Annotated in this window: 16 protein-coding genes and 1 tRNA gene; 5 read left to right on the top strand and 12 right to left on the bottom strand. The window is 71.4% G+C overall.

Annotation, left to right across the window (positions count from 1 at the left end):
- Positions 1-221: 221 nt before the first annotated feature.
- The 5 genes from ACFYQ6_RS16910 to ACFYQ6_RS16890 form a co-directional block, all read right to left on the bottom strand.
- Positions 222-1,952, bottom strand: coding sequence for a relaxase/mobilization nuclease domain-containing protein (locus tag ACFYQ6_RS16910; RefSeq protein ID WP_388763554.1), 1,731 nt, complete (start codon positions 1,950-1,952; stop codon positions 222-224).
- The gene (locus tag ACFYQ6_RS16905) at positions 1,949-2,506 is read right to left on the bottom strand and encodes a MobC family plasmid mobilization relaxosome protein (RefSeq protein ID WP_388763552.1); all 558 of its coding nucleotides are present in this window, start codon (positions 2,504-2,506) and stop codon (positions 1,949-1,951) included. Before ACFYQ6_RS16905 ends, ACFYQ6_RS16910 begins: the two co-directional genes overlap by 4 nt.
- A gap of 323 nt (positions 2,507-2,829) precedes the next feature.
- Positions 2,830-3,684 (bottom strand): DUF2637 domain-containing protein, encoded by an 855-nt coding sequence (locus ACFYQ6_RS16900; RefSeq protein WP_388763550.1) that lies wholly within the window; start codon positions 3,682-3,684, stop codon positions 2,830-2,832.
- A gap of 490 nt (positions 3,685-4,174) precedes the next feature.
- The gene (locus ACFYQ6_RS16895) at positions 4,175-5,467 is read right to left on the bottom strand and encodes a DUF3631 domain-containing protein (protein WP_388763548.1); all 1,293 of its coding nucleotides are present in this window, start codon (positions 5,465-5,467) and stop codon (positions 4,175-4,177) included.
- Between the two features lie 233 nt (positions 5,468-5,700).
- Complete coding sequence (locus tag ACFYQ6_RS16890; protein ID WP_329868146.1) at positions 5,701-5,931, bottom strand: hypothetical protein; 231 nt, start codon at positions 5,929-5,931, stop codon at positions 5,701-5,703.
- 94 nt (positions 5,932-6,025) lie between these two features.
- On the opposite strand from ACFYQ6_RS16890, the gene ACFYQ6_RS16885 reads away from it, so the two are divergent.
- Positions 6,026-6,727, top strand: coding sequence for a transcriptional regulator (locus ACFYQ6_RS16885; protein WP_388763546.1), 702 nt, complete (start codon positions 6,026-6,028; stop codon positions 6,725-6,727).
- Positions 6,724-8,367: a tyrosine-type recombinase/integrase gene (locus tag ACFYQ6_RS16880; RefSeq protein ID WP_388763544.1), complete on the top strand. Its 1,644-nt coding sequence runs from the start codon at positions 6,724-6,726 to the stop codon at positions 8,365-8,367. Before ACFYQ6_RS16885 ends, ACFYQ6_RS16880 begins: the two co-directional genes overlap by 4 nt.
- Positions 8,368-8,494: 127 nt before the next feature.
- Here ACFYQ6_RS16880 and ACFYQ6_RS16875 read toward each other — a convergent pair.
- Positions 8,495-8,569: transfer RNA gene (locus tag ACFYQ6_RS16875), tRNA-Thr, on the bottom strand.
- A 178-nt stretch (positions 8,570-8,747) separates the two neighbouring features.
- On the opposite strand from ACFYQ6_RS16875, the gene ACFYQ6_RS16870 reads away from it, so the two are divergent.
- The 3 genes from ACFYQ6_RS16870 (at position 8,748) to ACFYQ6_RS16860 (ending at position 11,277) form a co-directional block, all read left to right on the top strand.
- Entirely contained in the window at positions 8,748-9,884 is a 1,137-nt protein-coding gene (locus ACFYQ6_RS16870; RefSeq protein ID WP_073743645.1) for an ABC transporter ATP-binding protein, read from the top strand.
- A gap of 223 nt (positions 9,885-10,107) precedes the next feature.
- On the top strand, positions 10,108-10,521 hold the full coding sequence (locus ACFYQ6_RS16865) for a hypothetical protein (protein WP_099174121.1): 414 nt from the start codon (positions 10,108-10,110) through the stop codon (positions 10,519-10,521).
- 36 nt (positions 10,522-10,557) lie between these two features.
- Positions 10,558-11,277: a nucleotidyltransferase family protein gene (locus ACFYQ6_RS16860; protein ID WP_361578371.1), complete on the top strand. Its 720-nt coding sequence runs from the start codon at positions 10,558-10,560 to the stop codon at positions 11,275-11,277.
- A 251-nt stretch (positions 11,278-11,528) separates the two neighbouring features.
- Here the strand turns inward: ACFYQ6_RS16860 and ACFYQ6_RS16855 are convergent, their stop codons facing one another.
- The 6 genes from ACFYQ6_RS16855 to ACFYQ6_RS16830 form a co-directional block, all read right to left on the bottom strand.
- On the bottom strand, positions 11,529-13,139 hold the full coding sequence (locus ACFYQ6_RS16855) for a DoxX family protein (RefSeq protein ID WP_388763541.1): 1,611 nt from the start codon (positions 13,137-13,139) through the stop codon (positions 11,529-11,531).
- A 60-nt stretch (positions 13,140-13,199) separates the two neighbouring features.
- Positions 13,200-13,958, bottom strand: coding sequence for a dTDP-4-dehydrorhamnose 3,5-epimerase family protein (locus ACFYQ6_RS16850; protein WP_388763809.1), 759 nt, complete (start codon positions 13,956-13,958; stop codon positions 13,200-13,202).
- 215 nt (positions 13,959-14,173) lie between these two features.
- Positions 14,174-15,130, bottom strand: a complete 957-nt coding sequence (rlmB, locus tag ACFYQ6_RS16845; RefSeq protein WP_361578380.1) for a 23S rRNA (guanosine(2251)-2'-O)-methyltransferase RlmB — start codon at positions 15,128-15,130, stop codon at positions 14,174-14,176.
- 106 nt (positions 15,131-15,236) lie between these two features.
- On the bottom strand, positions 15,237-16,637 hold the full coding sequence (cysS, locus tag ACFYQ6_RS16840; protein ID WP_361578383.1) for a cysteine--tRNA ligase: 1,401 nt from the start codon (positions 16,635-16,637) through the stop codon (positions 15,237-15,239).
- Positions 16,638-16,691: 54 nt separating this feature from the next.
- Entirely contained in the window at positions 16,692-17,942 is a 1,251-nt protein-coding gene (locus tag ACFYQ6_RS16835) for an MFS transporter (RefSeq protein WP_388763539.1), read from the bottom strand.
- Positions 17,939-19,651, bottom strand: coding sequence for an ABC transporter permease subunit (locus ACFYQ6_RS16830; protein ID WP_388763537.1), 1,713 nt, complete (start codon positions 19,649-19,651; stop codon positions 17,939-17,941). The genes ACFYQ6_RS16835 and ACFYQ6_RS16830 overlap by 4 nt, the downstream gene beginning before the upstream one ends.
- Positions 19,652-19,653: the final 2 nt, after the last annotated feature.

Below are 19,653 nucleotides of genomic sequence, written 5' to 3'. Positions count from 1 at the left end.
CCGTCGGAGGCATCGAGCCGGTGCCGCCCCCACAGTGCTCTCGGGGCATTGGCGCTCTCCGGCGGCTGGGCGGCCGGTCACCAGGCGCGGTGACCGGCCCAGCCGTTACCCACGCGCATCGGCGGCGTTGGCTGGTTCCAGGGTGGGGCGGCGATAAGTGTGGCTGGGGGCGTGACCCCTGTTGCTGATCAGTCTCTATGGATCTGGCTCCTCCTCAACGGTCAGCGTCGAAGTCGGCTCGGCTGGCTCATGGGGGCGGTTGCCGCGCGTGACTGGGTGCCGGGGGACGGCGCGCTAAAGGCTGAGGCAGTGGCGCTTCGTAGGCGGGCTGCTTCGGCGCGGCGGTTGGATGCGGGGTTGCGGCTGGTGTGCTGGATGCGGGTGATCAGGACGCGGGCGGGCCTAAGGGCAGTGCCGAGCTCACGGCGGGCTGCGGCTTCCTTGAGGAGCTGGTGGGGTTTGTGGCCGCCGGCTTCGGCATCGGCGAGGACCGTGGCGAGCGCGGGCCAACCGGGATCGGAGAGGATCCGCTCGGCGTGTTCGGGGACAGCTGCACGGACGTCGTTGGCCAGGATGCGACGGGTCTCCTCCTGGAAGGGCCGGGCTGCCAGCTCGGTGAGCGTCGGACTGAGCGCGTCGTCGGCGGCTGACTGCAGGTGCTGAACGGCTTGGCGGGCAGCGTCGGCCTGGTGAGCGTGCCCCCTGGCCTCGTGCCAGCATGCAGCAAGAATGGCGGCCCAGAGGAGTGCGGCGGTCAGGGCTGCGAGGGCGCTGCCGTCGGGGCCGGTAGCGGTGTGTGCGATGTCGCGGGCGGCGGTCCGCAGGGCATGGGCGGCACGGTCTTCGGCTCGGACCTGTGACCGCTGGGCACGGGCGAAGGCCCGGCTGGCCGCATGCAGTTGCGCACGGATATCTCCGGGGGCCCTCTGGGCGGTGGCCTCGATGAGTTCGCCCAGGGCAGTGATGTGCGCCTGCGCTCGTGCGTCCCCACCATCATCGGCGCTCGTGCCGGTCATCTCTGTGTGGAGGGTGTCGAGGGCTTCGGTGGCCTGGTGCCAGGCGGTGGCGGGTCGGTTGCGCCGGGCGGTGGGGTGTTCCTCGGGCGCACTGGTCTCCAGGCGGGCCTTTAGCTTGGGCAGGGACAGGTCGGGGGCGATCTTCCCGCCGGGGTGGTAGATCTGCTCGCCCTCCTTATTCAGGTCGCCGGGACGGCCAACGGCATAGCCGAGGACGTCTCCAGAGGGGCCTCGGCGGCGCTTGACCAGGATTTCGCCGGCTTCGAGGTAGGCGAGGAGTTCCTCGGTGCTGGTGGCGTGCGGGATAGCGGCGCGGACACGGTCCTGGAGCCACTCGCGGCTGGTCTGCTCCCAGCCGAAGCGCTCGGCTTTATGCATCTCGGCCTGGGTGGGGCGCCGGGTGCTGGTGCGGTCGCCCTTCTTCAGACGGCGCAGCCCGTAGTCCTTCTCGATCTCCCGGCAGGCGTCGCCGACACGGATGCCGCTGTCGTGGAGCTTGGGGCGTCGGCCGTCTTCGCGGACGGTGGTCGCGAGGATATGTATGTGGTCATCCGCGTGGCGTACGGCGATCCAGCGGCAGGCCAGATCGTCACCTTGGGGGGCGATGCCGGCCGCCTGGACGATGCGCTGGGCGATCTCGCCCCACTCGGTGTCGGAGAGGTAGCGGTCTTCGGGTGCGGCACGGACTGGGCAGTGCCAGACATGGTCGGTGACAGGCTTGCCGAACTCGCTGTTGCGCAGGCGTACGGGCTCGTCGAGGTAGTGGCCGAGTTCGGTCAGGGTGGCGTTCTCGTCGCGGCCGGGGTCGGGCATGCCGAGCATGGCGAAGGCAGCGACGAGGTGCGGGTCGAGGTGTTCGTCGTGCCGACCGGGACCGTAGAGGTAGGCGAGCAGACCGCGGGTGTTGGACCCGGCCGGTTTGATGGCGGCGATCACGCTGACGGTTCCTCCTTCGGGTCGGTGGGCTGACGGAGGGCCTCGGCGATCAGAGTGAGCAGGCGGTGGAGTTCGTCGAGGCGCTGGCGACTGTCAGGCAGGGTGAGGTCGCTGTTGAGCGCGCGGGCGATCTGATTGACGTTGGCTCCGATGCGGTTGAGGGCGCGTAGGACCTGGGCACGGAACATGTGGGTGCGGCGGCGGTCCTCGGACAGGGGGAGGTTCGCGGTGAAGCGGCCGTCGATGAAAGCGAGGACGATGTCGGCGGCGAAGCCCGATTCGCCCTTGTAGCCGTGCTCAGCTGCGGCCTCGCGCAGGCTGGAGCGCTCGTCGTCGGTGAAGCGCAAAGGGCCGACGCGCTCAAGGCGCGCGTCGCCGGTGAACCGGCGGATCGTTGGCTGGACTCGCTGCACAGAGGGTTCGCCGACGACGGGGTCAGCAGGCGTCGGGCGGAGGATCATTTGCTGGGCGGCGTGAAGCCTGTCCGGGTGGGGGCCTTCCTCGGCCCCGGCCACTTGGTCCGGCGCCCCCTGGCGCTGGGCCGTCTCCGCCACCCCCGGGGCGGAAACCCCCGAAGACCGGCCTTGAGTCGGACTCGGGGTACTACTGGCTCCGCCAGGAGCCGTCCGTCCGAACGCCCGCCCCAGACGTGCGAGCAACGTGGGGGACTGCGGTGACGCGGAAGGCTCAGCGTGGGTGTCGTCGGGCAGATGCTGGTTGTGCGTCAAGGGAGCTGCTCCAGGTACGGCTGGGCGAGCGGGGCGGGGATGTCTGCGCGGCGGGGCCATCGCGTTGTCCACAGGTGTGAAAATCTGCGGGCCGGTTGGCCGATGCTCGGGTGACCGGAGGGGTTCCGGTCACCCGAGCAGGCCCGGCGTCAGCGCCTGGATACCTCGATACCGGCAGCTTCGAGTTCCGGCCGAAGCCTCTCCATCACCTCGGTCTGCCGCTCACTGCCGATCGTCAGGTCTCGGTCCTTCACAGCCGCTCGGAGCAGGCCGCGCGTGAGTTTGCCGTGCTGATGACCGGTGGCCCGGCCGATATCCGTCAGCTCCGCGATGGTCGCCTTCGGCGGTCGACCACCGCTCGGCTTGCTCTCCGGCACCTGGGGTGCAGGTTCCGTCCGCTCGTCACTCGGGGCTTGCGCACCATCGGGAGCTGCGTCCGGCCGGTGGCTGTGGCTGAAGCCGCCGACTGATCGCTCCTGCGCCTGTACGGAACCGGTGTCCGAAACTTCGTCTGACAGTGCGACGAGCTGGTGGATCTGTCGCATCAGGACGCCGAAGGCGACCATCGCGGCGGCCGGAGGAACGGCTGCGACCACGTAGTCGAGGAACGGTACGGTGCCCACGTTCCCGGTGCCGCTGACCCCGGCGACGTTCAACGCGATGGAGCTGACCGATCCGGCGGCGGTCACGGCGATCGCCCAGGGGTCGGTGACGCGGCGCAGTGCTGCGCGCAGCATGAGCAGTTCGCCCGCGATGACGAACGCATCCAGGGTGGCGGGCCAGGCCCAGCGGCGAATGGGGGTTGCTCCGAGCCCGTGCTGGCCTGCGACGTCGGCGAGGTGCGCGTAGGAGAGCCAGAACGCTCCGGCTGTCAGGGCGACGATGACGAGGCCGGCCGCGCCGAGCACGAGCTGTTCGGCGTCAGCCCGCTTCTTCGGCTGCCTTCCGCTGCGGGCGTCGGCTCGTGGCTGTGGTGATGGCGTGGTGAGGTGCGGGGCGGTCAAGCGGGAAGCTCCTGGGGGTAGTGGTGTGGGGCGTCTTTGCCGTCTCGGCCGTTGCACGTGCAGGTCAGCGCGGGACGGCAGCGCTCCGGACGTGTCGTCTCGGCAGGCAGCGCGTGCGTCTTGTCCCGACTCGGGACAAGGAAGTGGCAGCTCCCGATCCGGGTTCTGCCGACGAGCAGGGCCAGGTCTTGTTCCGACTCGGAACAAGGAGGCGCCGACTGGGTTCGGTCTCTTCCTTGGGTCGGCTTGCCTCCTGCCGGGACGACTGCGTTGCGGCAGCCGTCCCGGGGAGCAGGACTGTGAACTGCGGCGATACGGCAAGGACGGCTGGGACGGGGCAAGACGGATCCGGGCGGTGTCTCCTGGCGAGCTGCCAGCGCGGGGACGTCTGCGCTGCCGTCTTGCCCTCGGCTGCCGTCTTGCCGGTGCATGCTCTGACCTGCGAGATCACGGCAGGGACGGCAAGTACGGCAGCCAGGAAGGGTGGGGTTCAGCCTTCGCCGCGAGGGGCATCGGCTGGGTGGATGGTGGGGCAGTATCGCCGCCACGCGTCGAGGAATTTGTTGCGCGTATAGCCCTTGCGCTGCGACCGATCGGCCATGCGCACGTTGCCGGGCCGGATGTCGTAGTCGCGCAGCATCCCGCTGAGCTCCCGGGAGGTCAGGCCGTAGCGCCCCCGCTCTCCCCACGGGGCTTCAGCGTCCGCGTTCAGGTAGTGCAGGAGATCCTCGGTGGAGAGGCTGTCCGCCTCCCGCTGGGCGAAGAAGACCCGCCGGATGTCGGCGAGGATGCGCGCCCCACTGGGGTGGTCTTCCTCGGCTGCCACTTCGGCGGCGACCATCCGCGCGCACGCGACCCGCGCGAGCCGGGGCCAGCGACCGCCCGCCAGATCGGCGACGGTCACCAGGGGCTCCCACGTGTCGGCAGCACGATCCTCGACCGGCATGCCCGGCTCCAGGTTCGCGGCATCCTCCAGCAGCGGGCGGGCCCAGGCGTGGATGCGGTCGCGCAGCTCGTGCAGGGCCGGAATGTCGCGCCGCGAGCGGAAGGGTTTGACCTGCTCCCCCTCGGCCCTGCGGCGCATGCGGATGACGACCGACCGGTCCATGACCGTGTCCGGAAGGTCCCCGATTCCCGCGATGGCCGCCATGGCGAAGGTGGCGAACTTGTGCGGGGTGTGGTCGTTGCCGACGACCCGGGTGACGTACCGGCCGCGCTGATGGCCGGCGTTGAGGAGGCCGCGTGTCTCCTCGTTCTTCTCCGCAACCTTGGGGCCGAAGATGGTGTCGGCCTCGTCCACCAGCAGCGTCGGCGGCTCCTCGCCGTCGATGGAGCGGAAGATGGCCGCTGGTGTGGTGTTGATGGTGAGCATCGGCTCGTGGACCGTCTCGGTCAGCACGTCCAGGAGTCGCGACTTGCCGCAGCGCTTCGCCGGCCCCACCACCGCCAGCCGTGGGGCGTGCTGCCACCCGGGCTGGAGATGCGTTGCCACCACCCACAGGGTGACCGCGTCCAGCGCCTCGGACGAGGGTGGGATCACGAACTTGGCTATCTGGGAGCGCAGTTCGTCCAGCAGCTCCGAGCCGGATGTCGGTTCCGCGTCCGGGATGGCCTCCAGTCCGCTCGCCGGGTCCGCCTCGCTGGCGCTGCCGCCGCCCGGGTCGACCGTGGCGCTGTCAGCCTGAGTGGGACGCAGGTGGGCGCCGGGTCGGCCGGGGATGGCTGTGGTGGGCCAGGCTGCTCGGGCGGGGGCGGAATAGGGCTCGGGGTTCTCGGGTTGCACTGGGCGGCTCCTCGTCTGGCGGTGTCGGGCTTGCACGCCCCTGCCGCCGGGTCGGTTCTCATGGGATTGCTGGGGAGTCCTGGGGCCTCCGGCGTTGCACCGCCGGAGGCTCTCCCTCTTCTCTCGGGCTTGTCGGCACCGCGAGCGACCACGGACAGTACGTCCACGCCGCACCACAGTCCAGCGTTTCTGTGTCAGCTCAGCGCAGAAGCGTCTGCTATGCGGCAGGCAGTTCATGCCGCCAGCCCCAGCAGGGCCAACAGGTCTGCGGTCACCACCCGGTAGGCGTTCCCGAGCCTGAGCACCTTGCACGGGTACTGGCCACGCTTGGCCAGCTCGTACCCCTTGCTCCGCCCAAGCCCCAGCGCCCGGTTGCCTGTCTCCAGGTCAACGGCAGCAGGAAGCTCCAGAAGCTCCCCGCGACTCATTCCCTTCACTCGGCCGACCTCTTCGTTCTCACGCATACGCGCTCCATCCATCACTGAGCCCACGGCGAACGCGGCTGCCGCGCCCGTCTCCAGGTCTTGGAATCAACGCTAGGCGAGTTAATGTGTCTTAATGACACAGCGCCGTAGCGACCATAGATCCAAGAAGGCCGACAACGAGGACGACGTCCTGGAGTGGGTGGACCAAGTCATGGCCACCGTGGCTGCAGAGGTCCGCAGACGACGGAGGGAACTGGGTTGGAGCGCGCAAGACTTGGCCGACAAGTGCGAGGAGATGGGTCACCCCATCCCCCGCAACGTCATCGCCAACATGGAGTCCAGGCGCCGCTCCAACCTGCCCCTGGTCGACGTCATGGTTCTGGCCCAGGCACTGAACACGCCGCCCATCTGCCTCATCTACCCCGTCGGCTACGTCGACGACGTGCAGCGGCTTCCGCTCCAGGACTCCACCTCCCCACTGGACGCGCTGCGCTGGTTCACCGGGGAGGAGACCGAACTCGGCGCGGACGACGACATGCTCCGCTACTTCCGGGCCCACCAAGCCGCCCAGGAGCGACTGCGAAGCGCGCGACGCGACGAGGAGTACGCCCGCTACCACGCCCAGACCGCCCCGAATGCCGACCGGAAGGCCGAGGCCCTCCGCTCCCAAGCCCGTGCCGCCGAGGCGGCCGACGGCGCCGCAAGCCGCCTGCGCAGAGTTCGCGCCTTCATCGAGGAAGAGGGCGTCACACCCCCGTTTCTTTGGCCGGACGTGGCCGACGTAATCGACTCACCCGGGACCGACCCCGAGACCACCGAGGAGAACGATCTTTGAAGGGCTCCACCTACCGCCGCTGCTCCTGCCGCGACCCCAAGACCGGCAAGGAACTCGGCACCTCCTGCCCCAAGCGCAACAGCAGGAACCACTGCACCTACTCCGTACGCCAGGAGCTGCCCTCCCGAGAGGACGGCAGCCGGCGCTCCTTCGCCCGGGGCGGGTACAGCAGTCTCAAGGCGGCCCAGGCCGACCTCGACCATGTACGCGCTCTCCTGGGGCTGGCCGAGTCGGACGACCCCGAGGGCATCGACCTCATCGCCGAGATGCTGGCCGAAGTCAGCCGCGAACGGTCGCCTCTGCCCGAGGTCGAGGAGACGAGGCGGCGGCTCAACGCCGGGCAGGACCTCATTGGCAGCCTGACGGTCGCCGAATGGCTCGACCGCTGGCTGGCCAGCAAGCGCATACGCAAGTCCGGCCTCAACCGCTACGAGACCGACATCCGCGTCCACCTGAAGCCGCACATCGGCGGCCAGCGCCTGGACCGGCTGCGCGTCAGCCACCTCAGCGAGATGTTCACGGACATCCGCGACGCCAACGCCCAGATTCTGGAGGACAACGCCCAGCGACGAGCCGCGATCGACGAGATGGCAACCGTGCCGTGGAAGGGCGTGGAGAACCGAGCCCGGCGCAAGGCGATGAAGGCCGCCATCAACGAGATGCCGCCCTTCCGCCGCATCACCGGGCCCGCTACGCGCCAGCACGTCAAGGCCACCCTCCGGGCATCGCTGAACGACGCGATCGGGCAGCAGATCATCACCTTCAATCCCGCCGCCCACGTCGAGATCGACCCCGTACGCAAGCCGAAGGCGCTCGTGTGGACGGACGAACGGGTCACCAAGTGGGAGCAGACGGGCGAGAAGCCGTCTCCCGTCATGGTCTGGACACCCCAGCAGACCGGCGCCTTCCTTGACTTCGTCGCCGAGGACCGGCTGTACGCGATGTGGCACCTCATCGCCTTCCGCGGCCTGCGCCGGGGCGAGGCGTGCGGGCAGCCCTGGTCGGAGACGAACCTCGACACCCACTCCCTCACCGTCTCCTCCCAACTCGTGCAGGACGGCTGGGATATCGAGGCATCTGATCCCAAGACCGACAGCGGCTACCGCGTGGTCGCGCTCGACGACGACACCGTCGACGTCCTGAAGCGCTACCGCGAACGGCAGGGCCAAGACCGCGAGAAATGGGGTACGGCCTGGGTCGAGACCGGCCACGTCTTCACCCAGGAAGACGGCTCCTGGCTCCATCCGGGCAAGGTCACCGACCTCTTCGAGCGCCTCGTCGCCGCTTCCGGTCTCCCGCCGATCCGACTGCACGACCTCCGCCACGGCGCGGCGACCCTCATGCTCGCCGCCGGTATCGACATCAAGATCGTGTCGGACACCCTCGGACACAGCGACACCCGGATCACACGGGACATCTACCAGAGCGTCCTGCCCCACGTTGGCCGGAGCGCCGCCGAGGCCACAGCCAAGCTCGTCCCCCTCCAGCGCAAGGCCGAGGCCGAGAAGGCCGCGAGGAAAGCCGCGAGGAAGGAGAAGGCCAAGAAGGCCGGCGAGGGTAAGGGCGGGACATCCAAGGGCAGGGCGAAAGCCCAGACCAGGTCCGCCAAGAAGACCAAGCGGCAGAAGCCCAAGAAGTAGGTCCCGAGCGGCTCCGCTCACGCATCGCTCACGCAGGCACAGTCACGGCACCCCGACCGTGTGCCCCGTCACGCCCTGAGCAACAGAAAACCCCAGGTCACGGGCTATGTGACCTGGGGTTTCTCGGAGCCCCCTGTCGGATTCGAACCGACGACCTACGCATTACAAGTGCGTTGCTCTGGCCGGACTGAGCTAAGGAGGCGTGCGGGAGCAGTGTAACCAACACAGCGGGAGGAAACCGCGCCATATTCGGGACCTCATGCCTACTGACAGATCCCAAAACGCCAGGTAGCGTCACCTCAGGTTCACTCCAGTGGACCACACCACTCCCTTACTCGGATCGTCCGGCACGTTCCTGCCGGTTGAGGAGAAGCATCGCCATGGCCAGTGTCACGTTCGACAAGGCGTCCCGCGTCTACCCCGGCTCCACGAAGCCGGCTGTGGACCAGCTCGAGATCGACATCGAGGACGGCGAGTTCCTCGTCCTCGTCGGTCCTTCCGGTTGCGGCAAGTCGACCTCCCTGCGCATGCTCGCGGGTCTCGAGGACGTCAACGGCGGTGCGATCCGCATCGGTGACCGCGACGTCACGCACCTGCCCCCGAAGGACCGGGACATCGCCATGGTGTTCCAGAACTACGCGCTCTACCCGCACATGTCCGTCGCGGACAACATGGGCTTCGCGCTCAAGATCGCCGGTGTGAACAAGACCGAGATCCGCGCGAAGGTCGAAGAGGCCGCCAAGATGCTGGACCTCACCGACTACCTGGACCGCAAGCCGAAGGCTCTCTCCGGTGGTCAGCGCCAGCGTGTGGCGATGGGCCGCGCCATCGTGCGTGAGCCGCAGGTCTTCCTCATGGACGAGCCGCTGTCGAACCTCGACGCCAAGCTCCGTGTGTCGACCCGTACGCAGATCGCCTCGCTGCAGCGCCGCCTCGGCATCACCACCGTGTACGTCACCCACGACCAGGTCGAGGCCCTCACCATGGGCGACCGCGTCGCGGTCCTCAAGGACGGTCTGCTCCAGCAGGTCGACTCGCCGCGCAACATGTACGACCGCCCGGCGAACCTCTTCGTGGCCGGCTTCATCGGCTCCCCGGCGATGAACCTCGTCGAGGTCCCGATCACCGACGGTGGCGTGAAGTTCGGCAACAGCGTCGTCCCGGTCTCCCGCGAGGCGCTCACCGCCGCCGCGAACCGCGGTGACACCACCGTCACCGTCGGCATCCGCCCGGAGCACTTCGACATCGTCGAGCACGGTGGCGCCGCCGCGACCGGCCTCTCCAAGGCCTCCTCCGACGCCCCGGCCGGCCTGGCGGTCTCCGTCAACGTCGTCGAGGAGCTCGGCGCCGACGGCTTCGTCTACGGTGCCGCGCAGGTCGGTGGCGAGCACAAGGACCTGGTCGTCCGTGTCGGCGGCCGCGCCGTCCCGGAGAAGGGCACCGAGCTGCACGTCGTCCCGCGCCCGGACGAGCTGCACGTCTTCGCGACGTCGACCGGTGAGCGCCTGACCGCCTGATCCGCACGAGTCACGCAGACGGCCCCGCGTCCCTCCAGGACGCGGGGCCGATTGCATGGCGCGGCCGGAATCGGGTTTTGGATCGGTGGAGCGCCAAATACCCCGGCACTCCGGTCAATTCGACCCCGCACGTCAACGTGCGATTCGAAAAGGTCCCTCGAACCATCACCCGCAGGGGTGACGAAATGTCGCCGAGTCATCACTGCCCGCTACGCTCGCCTGCGTGACCCACACCGCGCGCCGAATCGGCCGAACCCTCGCTCTCGTACTGCCCGTCGTCATGGTCCTGTCCGGGACCCTCGCGGTCACCCGCGTGCAGTGGTCGGGGCAGGACACCGAGACCCAGTTGCTGACCGCCGCCTCGGAGACCGTGTCGAAGCAGGCGAAGGCCCGTGCACCGCAGGACGTCCTGCGCGACAAGCTCCTCCTGGAGCTCCGCGAGAAGGACCCGGGTGCCGCGCTGACGAGCCTGCAGCGCACCGTCGAGGGCCGCCCCTCGCTCGCGAAGCACTGCATGTCGATCGCCAAGGCGCTGGGCAAGGCCGCCGTCGACCAGTACGGTCCGACGCGCGCTCACCGCTTCTCCCGTCCTGTCTGCGACACCTCGTTCGCCTCGGGGGTCGCACAGTTCAGCTGATCCGGGTGTGTCCGGGCACGGCATATCGTGCCTGGCATGCATACGTATCCGACGCAGGCCGTGATCCTGGCGGGTGGTCAGGGCTCGCGGCTTCGCCCGTACACCGATGACCGCCCCAAGCCGATGGTCGAGATCCCGGGGACCGGGACCCCGATCATCGGCCATCAGCTGTCCTGGCTGGCCGCCGAGGGCGTCACCGACGCCGTGGTCTCGTGCGGCCATCTCGCCGATGTGCTGCAGGACTGGCTGGCTTCCGCCGATCTTCCCTTGCGTGTCACGACCGTCGTCGAGACCGAGCCCTTGGGCCGGGGCGGCGGTCTGAAGCATGCCGCGACGCGGCTGCCCGACCCTTCACAGCCGTGGTACGCGACCAACGGCGACATCTGGACCCGCTTCTCGCTGCGGGAGATGGCCGCCTTCCACGCGGAGCGGGACGCCACGGCGACGCTCGCACTCGCCCGCCCACGGATCCCCTGGGGTGCCGTGGAGACGGACACCTTCGGACACATCACGGACTTCATCGAGTCGCCGCCCTCGCCCTATCTGATCAACGCGGGGGTGTACGTCTTCGCGCCCGCCTTCACGTCGATGCTTCCGGACCGCGGCGACCACGAGCGGACGACGTTCCCCAGGCTGGCCCGGGAACGCCGGCTGGCCGGGTACCCGCTCCCGCACGGGGCGTACTGGCGGGCGATCGACACCGCGAAGGACCTCACGGAAGCGGCGAAGGAGCTCGGCGCGCACGCAGGCACCTGAGCGTGCGGGGCCGCCAGGGCGCCCGTGCTGGGCGGCCGGGCCGCCCCTGCGGGGCCGTCGGGCCACCGGTGCTGGGCAGCCCGGGCGCCAGTGCAGGGCAGCCCGGGCCGCCCGTGGGCCGTCGGGCCGCCTGCGTGGGCCGCCCGTGCTGGGCCGCCGGGCCGCCCGTGGGGCGCCGGAGCGCCCGCCGACGTAGCCGAGGGCGGCCACCGGATGTCCGGTGGCCGCCCTCGTGGTGTGCGGTGCGTTCGTCAGCCGAGCAGGCCGCCGATGGGGTTCTGGCCGGCGCCGCCGGAGGAGGATCCGCCGTCGGACTCGCCGCCGTCCGAACCACCGGTGGTGCCACCGGAGCCGGTGGACCCGGAGGAGCTGGGGCCGGCGTCACCGGTCGGGGGCTCCTGCGGGGCCGGCTCCTGCGGGGGCTCCTGGCCGGTGCCCTGGGTCTGGCTGGGCCCCGCGCTCGTGCCGGCCGTGGGGGCGGACTCGCTCGCCGGGCCGGAGCCCGGTGTGGACTCCTCGGCCGAGGGGGTGCCGGGGGCGCTGGAGGGGGCCGTCTCCGGGGTGCCGCCCTCCGGGGTCCGGGAGGGCTCGCGCTTCTTGCCCTTGGTCTCGTCGGGGAGCGGCGAGCCGGGCAGCTGGTTGGTCGGGTAGCTGTCGGGGCCCGGCACGGTGACGACCTCGGTGGAGCGGACCGCACCGCCGAGCATGGAACCGACCAGCAGGGTCAGGCCGACGACGACCGTGGCGACCGCGGCGCCGCGCCGGAGCACCCGCCGGCGGAGGTCCCAGATCTCCGAGCGCGGGCCGAGGGTGCGCCAGGCCTCACCGGCGAGGCGGCCGTCCAGGGAGTAGACGGGGGCGCCGGCGATGACGAGAGGGCTCCAGGCGGCCAGCAGGATGATGTCGGGCGTGTTGTACGCGGCGGCGGTGCGCCAGCTGACCGTCACCAGGAGGGCGGCGGAGAGCAGGGCCCCGAAGGCCGCCGCGACTCGCTGCCAGAGGCCGAGGACGGTCAGGACGCCGACGATGACCTGGAGGAAAGCGACCGAGAGACCGGAGCCGACGGGGTGGGACAGCGCGAAGTCTCGCAGCGGTTCGGCGAGGGCCCAGGGGTGCAGCGAGGTCAGCCACTTGACCATGGAGCCGCGGTCGCCGCCGTCGAAGTAGGCGGGGTCGCAGAGCTTGCCCATCCCGGCGTAGATGGCGAGGAATCCGAGGATGACGCGCAGCGGGAGGAGCACGACGCCGAGGTTCATCCGGCGGCCCGGGTAGTAGGCGTGCCGGACGGTGTCGGCCTGGCGCCGCTCCCCGGCGGTGGCGCCGTTCCCCGCGTCGTCGCCGGGGCCTTCGTAGGTGACGTCGTAGGCGTCGTCGCTCGGGGTGCCGACGGCGTCGTAGGCGCCGACGGCCTGGCGCATGGGCGGCAGGAGCGGTCCGCTGCGGCCGCCTCCGGCCTGGTGGGGCGTCCGGATGACGGGGTTGGGCTGGGTCTCGTCGAGGCGCGGGATGACCTGCGTGCCGACGCGCGCGTCGTCGTAGCCCGCGCCGGGGCGGGTGTCGAGGTGGCCGGCGGTGGAGTTCCGTACGGCCTGCAGGAGTCCGGTCGCTCCGGGGTCGCCCGGCTCGGACCTGCCGCTCCAGACGACGGGGGCCCGCCTCCGTCCGCCCGCACCGCTCATGGCGGGGATCCTGACCGGTCCGGCGGGGCCGCCCAACGGGCGCAGCCGGGTGCGCTGACCCGGGGCGAGCTGTACCCGGAAGCTGGCGTGGCTGACGATGACCTGCGCGGGGTCGCTGTCCACCTTTGTCATGCTCAGGGCGGGTTGGTCGTCGAACCGAGGCGTTCTGGTGTCCACACTCATCTAACCGAGTGATGTGTGATTAGGACACTGCCTTGACGCGTCCGAAGTGTCCGAGACCCGTCAATACGTCTCCGTGCGGACCGAGTCCGCGTACGCGAGACACGCGGAGTGGGAGAGGAGCCTGCCCGCCTCGGCCGCCTGGCGCAGGGACAGGGCTGCGGCGTCCTTCTCGGACAGCAGCAGGGGGACGTCACCCGGCCAGTCGGTGGCGAGGCCGGGATCCGGTGGGCGGACGCCGTGTTCCCGGCCCGGCGTACGGCCCTCGGAGCAGAGGTACATGACGGTGGTGTCGTCCTCGAGCGCCAGGAAAGCGTGGCCCGAACCCTCTGCCAGGTACACGGAGTTCCGGTCGGCCGCGTCCAGGCGTACCGCTGCCCAGCGCCCGTACGTGGATGATCCGGTGCGGAGATCGACTGCCACATCGAGTAGGGCGCCCCGCAGACAGGTGACGTACGTACTCCGCCTGGCCGGGCGGCACTTGGGCGTAGTGGATTCCGCGTAGCACCCCGCGCCCGGAGACGGACACGTCGGCCTGGGCGAGGGCGAGGGGGTGCCCGGTGGCCGGGCGAAGTCCGCGGCGCGGTAGGCCTCGCGGAAGGTCCCGCGGGGGTCCTCGTGGACAGTGGGGGTATGGAGCCAGGCAGGCTCCGGGCATGGCGAGCCTGCGCATGGGTCCGCTCCCCTGCGGACGGCCTCGTGCGGGTGGGGCGTCGAGCCGGCGCGGCTGTCCTGGTGCGCCAAGACGACGGCAGCGAGCGGTTTTCCTGCCCTTGACGACGAGTACCGCGAGGCCCCTGAAGGGCTCGGGTGCGGGGCCACGCCCGCACCGTCCGCCACGACGGCCTCGCTCTTCCCTCGAACCGTCGACTCAGGCCGCTACCCGGGCGCCGCCCCGGAGCACCGCCGCGGAGCACCGCCCTGAAGCACCGCCCTGAAGCACCGCCCCGGAGCACCGCCGCGGAGCACCGCCGCGGAGCACCGCCGCGGAGCACCGCCGTGGGGCCGGATGGCTCGGCCCCACGGCGGCCAGGGCGTCACGCCCTGCGGCGTGCCACCTCGTAGAGCACGATGCCCGCGGCGACACCGGCGTTCAGGGACTCCGCGCCGCCCGGCATGGAGATCCGGACCCGGTAGTCGCAGGTCTCGCCGACCAGGCGGCCCAGGCCCTTGCCCTCGCTGCCGATCACGATGACGACCGGACCCGCCAGCTCCTCCAGGTCCTCGACGGTGTGCTCGCCGTCGGCGGCGAGACCGACGACCGTGAGGCCGGCCTTCTGGTAGCCCTCCAGGGCGCGCGTGAGGTTGGTGACCCGGGAGACGGGGGTCCGGGCCGCGGTGCCTGCCGAGGACTTCCAGGCCCCGGCCGTCATCCCGGCCGCCCGGCGCTCGGGGACGACGACGCCGTGGCCGCCGAACGCGGACACGGAGCGGACGATCGCGCCGAGGTTGCGGGGGTCGGTGACGCCGTCGAGGGCGACGATCAGCGGGTCCTCGTTGTTGTCGTACGCCGCGGCCGTGAGGTCCTCGGGGTGTGCGTACTCGTACGGCGGGACCTGGAGGACGAGGCCCTGGTGGTTCAGGCCGTTCGTCATGCGGTCCAGCTCGGGGCGCGGGGCCTCCATCAGGTGGATGTTGCCGCGCTCACCGGCGAGCTGCAGCGCCTCGCGGACCCGCTCGTCGTTGTCGATGTACTGCTGGACGTACAGGGTGGTGGCGGGGACGCCGTCGCGCAGCGCCTCGAAGACCGGGTTGCGGCCGACGACCATCTCCGACGTGCCCTTGGCGCCGCCACGACGCGGGGCGGGGCGGCGGGCCGCGGCCTGCTTGGCCTGGGCGTTCGCCACCCGGTTCCTCTTGTGTCCCTTACGGGCGGAGGCGGGCGGCGTCGGTCCCTTGCCTTCGAGACCACGGCGTCGCTGGCCACCGCTGCCGACCTGCATGCCCTTCTTGTTGGACGTGCGGCGGTTCCTGCGCTGGCTGTTCCCGGCCATGACCTACCTGTTTCGTTGCTTCAGAAAAACGTCGTCAAGTGAAAGTGTGCCGCCCGGACGGCCGGGCGGCACATTTGCGCTGCTCACGCATGGTGCGAAGGTCCGCTCAGCGCGGGCCGAGGGTCCACCGGGGTCCGCTGGGGCTGTCCTCGATGACGAGGCCGGACTGGTTGAGCTGGTCGCGGATGGCGTCGGCGGCGGGCCAGTCCTTGCGCTCGCGTGCCGACTGGCGCTGGTCGAGGACGAGCCGTACGAGGGTGTCGACGACGCCGTGCAGGTCCTCTCCGCGGTCGCTCTCGCCCGCCCAGTGGGGATCGAGCGGGTCAAGGCCCAGGACGCCGAGCATGGCGCGCACCTCGGCGAGGCGGGCGACGGCGGCTTCCTTGTCGTCGGCGGCGAGGGCGGAATTGCCCTGCCGGACCGTGGTGTGGACGATCGCGAGCGCCTGCGGGACACCGAGGTCGTCGTCCATGGCCTCGGCGAACGCGGGCGGCACCTCGGCGGCGGCGTCGACCGGGCCCCCGGCCTTCTCCACCACACGCTGGACGAAGCCCTCGATCCGCGCGAAGGCGGACTCCGCCTCGCGCAGGGCCTCCTCGCTGTACTCGATCATCGACCGGTAGTGCGGGGTGCCGAGGTAGTACCGCAGCACGATCGGACGCCACTGCTTGACCATGTCACTGACCAGCACGGAGTTGCCGAGGGACTTCGACATCTTCTCGCCGGACAGGGTGACCCAGCCGTTGTGCACCCAGTACTTCGCGAAGTCGTCGCCGAAGGCCTTGGCCTGAGCGATCTCGTTCTCGTGGTGCGGGAAGATCAGGTCGATGCCGCCGCCGTGGATGTCGAAGGCGGAGCCGAGGTACTTGTGCGCCATCGCGGAGCACTCGAGGTGCCAGCCGGGACGGCCGCGGCCCCACGGGGTCTCCCAGCTGGGCTCGCCCGGCTTGGCGGCCTTCCACATGGCGAAGTCGCGCTTGTCCCGCTTGCCGGTCTCGTTGTCCCCGGAGGGCTGGCGCAGGTCGTCGAGGTCCTGGTTGGACAGCTCGAGGTATCCCTCGTACGAGCGGACGTCGAAGTAGACGTTGCCGTCGGCCTCGTAGGCGTGGCCGCGCTCGATGAGGCCGCGCATCATCTCGATCATCTCGGGGACGTGCCCCGTGGCGCGCGGTTCGTACGTGGGCGGGAGGCAGCCCAGGGCGTCGTAGCCGTCGTTGAACGCGCGCTCGTTCTCGTAGCCGATGGACCACCAGGGGCGGTTCTGCTCGGCGGACTTCTTGATGATCTTGTCGTCGATGTCGGTGACATTCCGGATGAACGTCACGTCGTAACCGCGGTACTCGAACCAGCGGCGCATGATGTCGAAGTTCAGTCCGGACCTGATGTGCCCGATGTGCGGAGCGGCCTGGACAGTCGCGCCACAGAGGTAGATCGAGACACAGCCCGCTGTGAGCGGGACGAAGTCACGGATCTGCCGGGCGTTGGTGTCATGCAGGCGAATAGTCACTCCTCAAGGGTAGTGGGCCCGCACCAGTGCCCAGCGCCCCCTGTGGAAAACGTGTCACAACTGATCGGTGCCGGCGTCGGCGGGCGACGGCGCGCCCCGGCCGGAGGGCAGGGTGAGGGCCAGTCCCGCGCCGGCCAGGGGGACGGCGGCGAGCACCGCCCACAGGACGGGTCCCGGCGTGTCGAGGAGCGTGCCGGTGGCCGCGCTGCCCACGAGGACGGCGAGGCCCGAGACGGAGGAGAGGGCCCCCGTGGCGAGCCCGAGCCGACGGTCGTCGACCAGGTCGGGCACCAGCCCCCGCGCGGCCGGGACCAGCAGCATCTGGCCGAGCGTGAGCAGGACGACGAGCGTGGCCCCGGGGAGCAGCCCGGCGGGCCCGCCGGGGGCGAGCGGCACCGCGGCGAATCCGGCGACGACCGCGAGTCCCGCGACGAGTGCGGTACGCGGCGCGATGCGGCGCGCGGACCAGCGGGTCAGGGGCAGCTGCGCCACGACGACGAGCGGCGAGGAGAGCGCGAACAGCCCGCCGAGCGCCCCCTGTGAGCCGGTGGCGCGCTCCACCTCGACGGGCAGGGCGAGGTAGAGCTGGTTGTAGGAGAGGAGGTAGCAGCTGTAGGCGAGGCACAGGACGAGGAACGGCCGGTCGGACAGGATGCCGAGGGGAGTCCGGGCGCCCGCTGCGGCGGCCGGGACGCGGCGGGGCCCGCGCGGCACGAGGCGGGCGTGTCCCACGAGTACGCCGACGAAGACCACGGCTCCGGCGAGACAGGCGGAGCGGAATCCGCCTCCCAGGAGCAGCAGCAGGCTGCCGAGCAGCGGTCCGATGAAGGCTCCGGCCTGCCCGGCGGCGGAGAACACCGCCAGCACCTGGGCGCGCGGGGTGCCGGAGGCGTGCTCGTGGGCGACGGCGGCCCTGGCGGTCTCGGACTCGACGGCGGGCGAGAAGAGTGCCGCGGCGAAACCGATGAGCAGGACCGCGCCGATCACGGTGGGTGTGGAGCCGGCCTGGGCGAGCCAGCAGAAGCCGGCGATGCGCAGGGCGCAGCCGGTGAGTACGACGGGCCGTGGGCCGTAGCGGTCGGTGAGGGCTCCGCCGACGACGAAGAGGCCTTGCTGGCTGAAGGTGCGCAGGCCCAGCACGAGCCCGACGAGCCAGCCCGCCATGCCGAGCCCGTCGCCGAGGTGGGCGGCGAGGTAGGGCAGGACGGCGTAGAAGCCGGTGTTGAAGGCGAACTGGGTGGTGGTCAGGAGCCGGATGTAGGGCTTGAGCGCCAGGGCGCCGGTGTCCTTGGTGGCCGTCGTCATCCGCGGCCCCGGCCTCGTACGGACGCCGAGGTCAGCACCGCGAGCGCGCCGAGGGCGGCGAGCGCTACGGCGGGGGCGAGGACGGCCCAGGGGGCGCGTTCGGCGTAGGCCGTGTTCTCCGAGAGCATGCGGCCCCACTCCGGGGCGGGGGCCGCCGTCCCGAGCCCGAGGAAGCCGAGGGAGGCGAGCGCCAGTGCGACGGCCGGGATCCTCAGCACCGCGTGGCGTACGACCGGGGGGACGACGCCCGGCAGGATGTGGCGGCGCAGCCGGTGCCACCGCCCGGCCCCGAGGGACCGTGCCACGGCGACGTGCGGGGCGGCGCGCTCCTGCGCGGTGAGCGCGGCGGTGTGTGCGGCGAGCGGTGCCCAGGAGACGGCTGCGACGGCGCCCGCCGCGCCCCAGGGGCCGGGGCCCGCGACGCCCGCGACGACGAGACCGGCCAGCACGGCGGGCAGTGCGTTGGCCGTCTCGGTGAGGGCGCCGGCGCGGACGGCTCCGGCGAGCAGCCCCAGGAGCAGGGTGACGGCGCTGACGGCGACGGCGGTGAGCACGGTCCTGGCGGCACCGTGGGCGAGGCGTGCGAGGACGTCGCGGCCCAGGGAGTCGGTGCCCAGCGGGTGGGCCGTCGAGGGTGAGGCGAGCCGGGCCGCGGCGTCGGCGTGCAGGGGGTCGCGCGCGAGGCCCGCGAGGACGACGGTGGCGAACAGCACCGCCAGGATCACCGCGGCGACGGTCACCGCGCGGCTCGCGGGCAGGGCCGGTGCGACCAGTGGAGGCAGGGCGCCGTCGGTACGGGCCGGCCCGAGCAGCGCCCGGGAGCCGATCCGGGCCGCGAGTCCGGCACCGACGCCGAGCAGGAGCAGGAGCAGCACGCAGGCCTGGAGGACGGGCAGGTCCTGGGCCAGGGCGGCGGACAGGGCCGTCCCGCCGAGCCCGGGGATGGCGTAGAGCGTCTCGACGGCGACCGCGCCTCCGGTGAGCCCGACGGTGACCAGGCCGAGTTGGGGCAGCAGGACGGGCAGGACGCGGCGCAGTGCCTGGACGGCGATCCGGCGGCCGGGCAGCCCGTGCGCGGTGGCCGCGCGCGCCCAGGGTTCGGCGAACGCCGCGGGCAGCGCGTCGTCCAGCAGCCGCCCGAGCAGCGCTCCGGCGGGTACGCCCATGGCGAGGGCGGGCAGGACGATCTGCTCGGGGCCGCCCCAGCCGAGGGCGGGGAACCAGCCCAGTTGCACGGCGAGGACGGTCGCCAGGACCGCGGCCAGGAGGAACTCCGGCAGCGCGGCGAGTACGGCGGCGCCGGCTCCGGCCCGGGTGGTGACGAGCCTGCGGCGGGCGCCGCGACGGAGAGTCCCGCCGGCGAGGGCGAGCGCGAGGAGGACGGCGACGCCGAGCGAGGCGCCCATGAGGGTGAGGGAGACCCCGAACGCCGAGGTCACGTCGGGGCCGACCGGCTGCCCGGAGACCCAGGACTCGCCCAGGTCGCCGCGCAGGAGTCCGGCCGCCCAGCCGCCGAGTACGTGCAGCGGGCCGCCGTCGAGTCCGGTCTCGGCGCGGATCGCGTCGAGCACCTCGGGTGTCGGCGGCCGGTCCGCGTACCGGGCGTGCAGGATCGTCAGCGCCGGGTCCGTACGGGTCAGCCGGGGCAGCAGCCCGATCACGGCGACGACGGCCAGGAGCGCACCGAGCCGTCCGGCCAGGTACCTCACGC

Source organism: Streptomyces sp. NPDC005494 (genome assembly GCF_042872025.1).
Lineage (GTDB): Bacteria > Actinomycetota > Actinomycetes > Streptomycetales > Streptomycetaceae > Streptomyces.
This window is presented reverse-complemented; position numbering and strand designations above follow the sequence as displayed.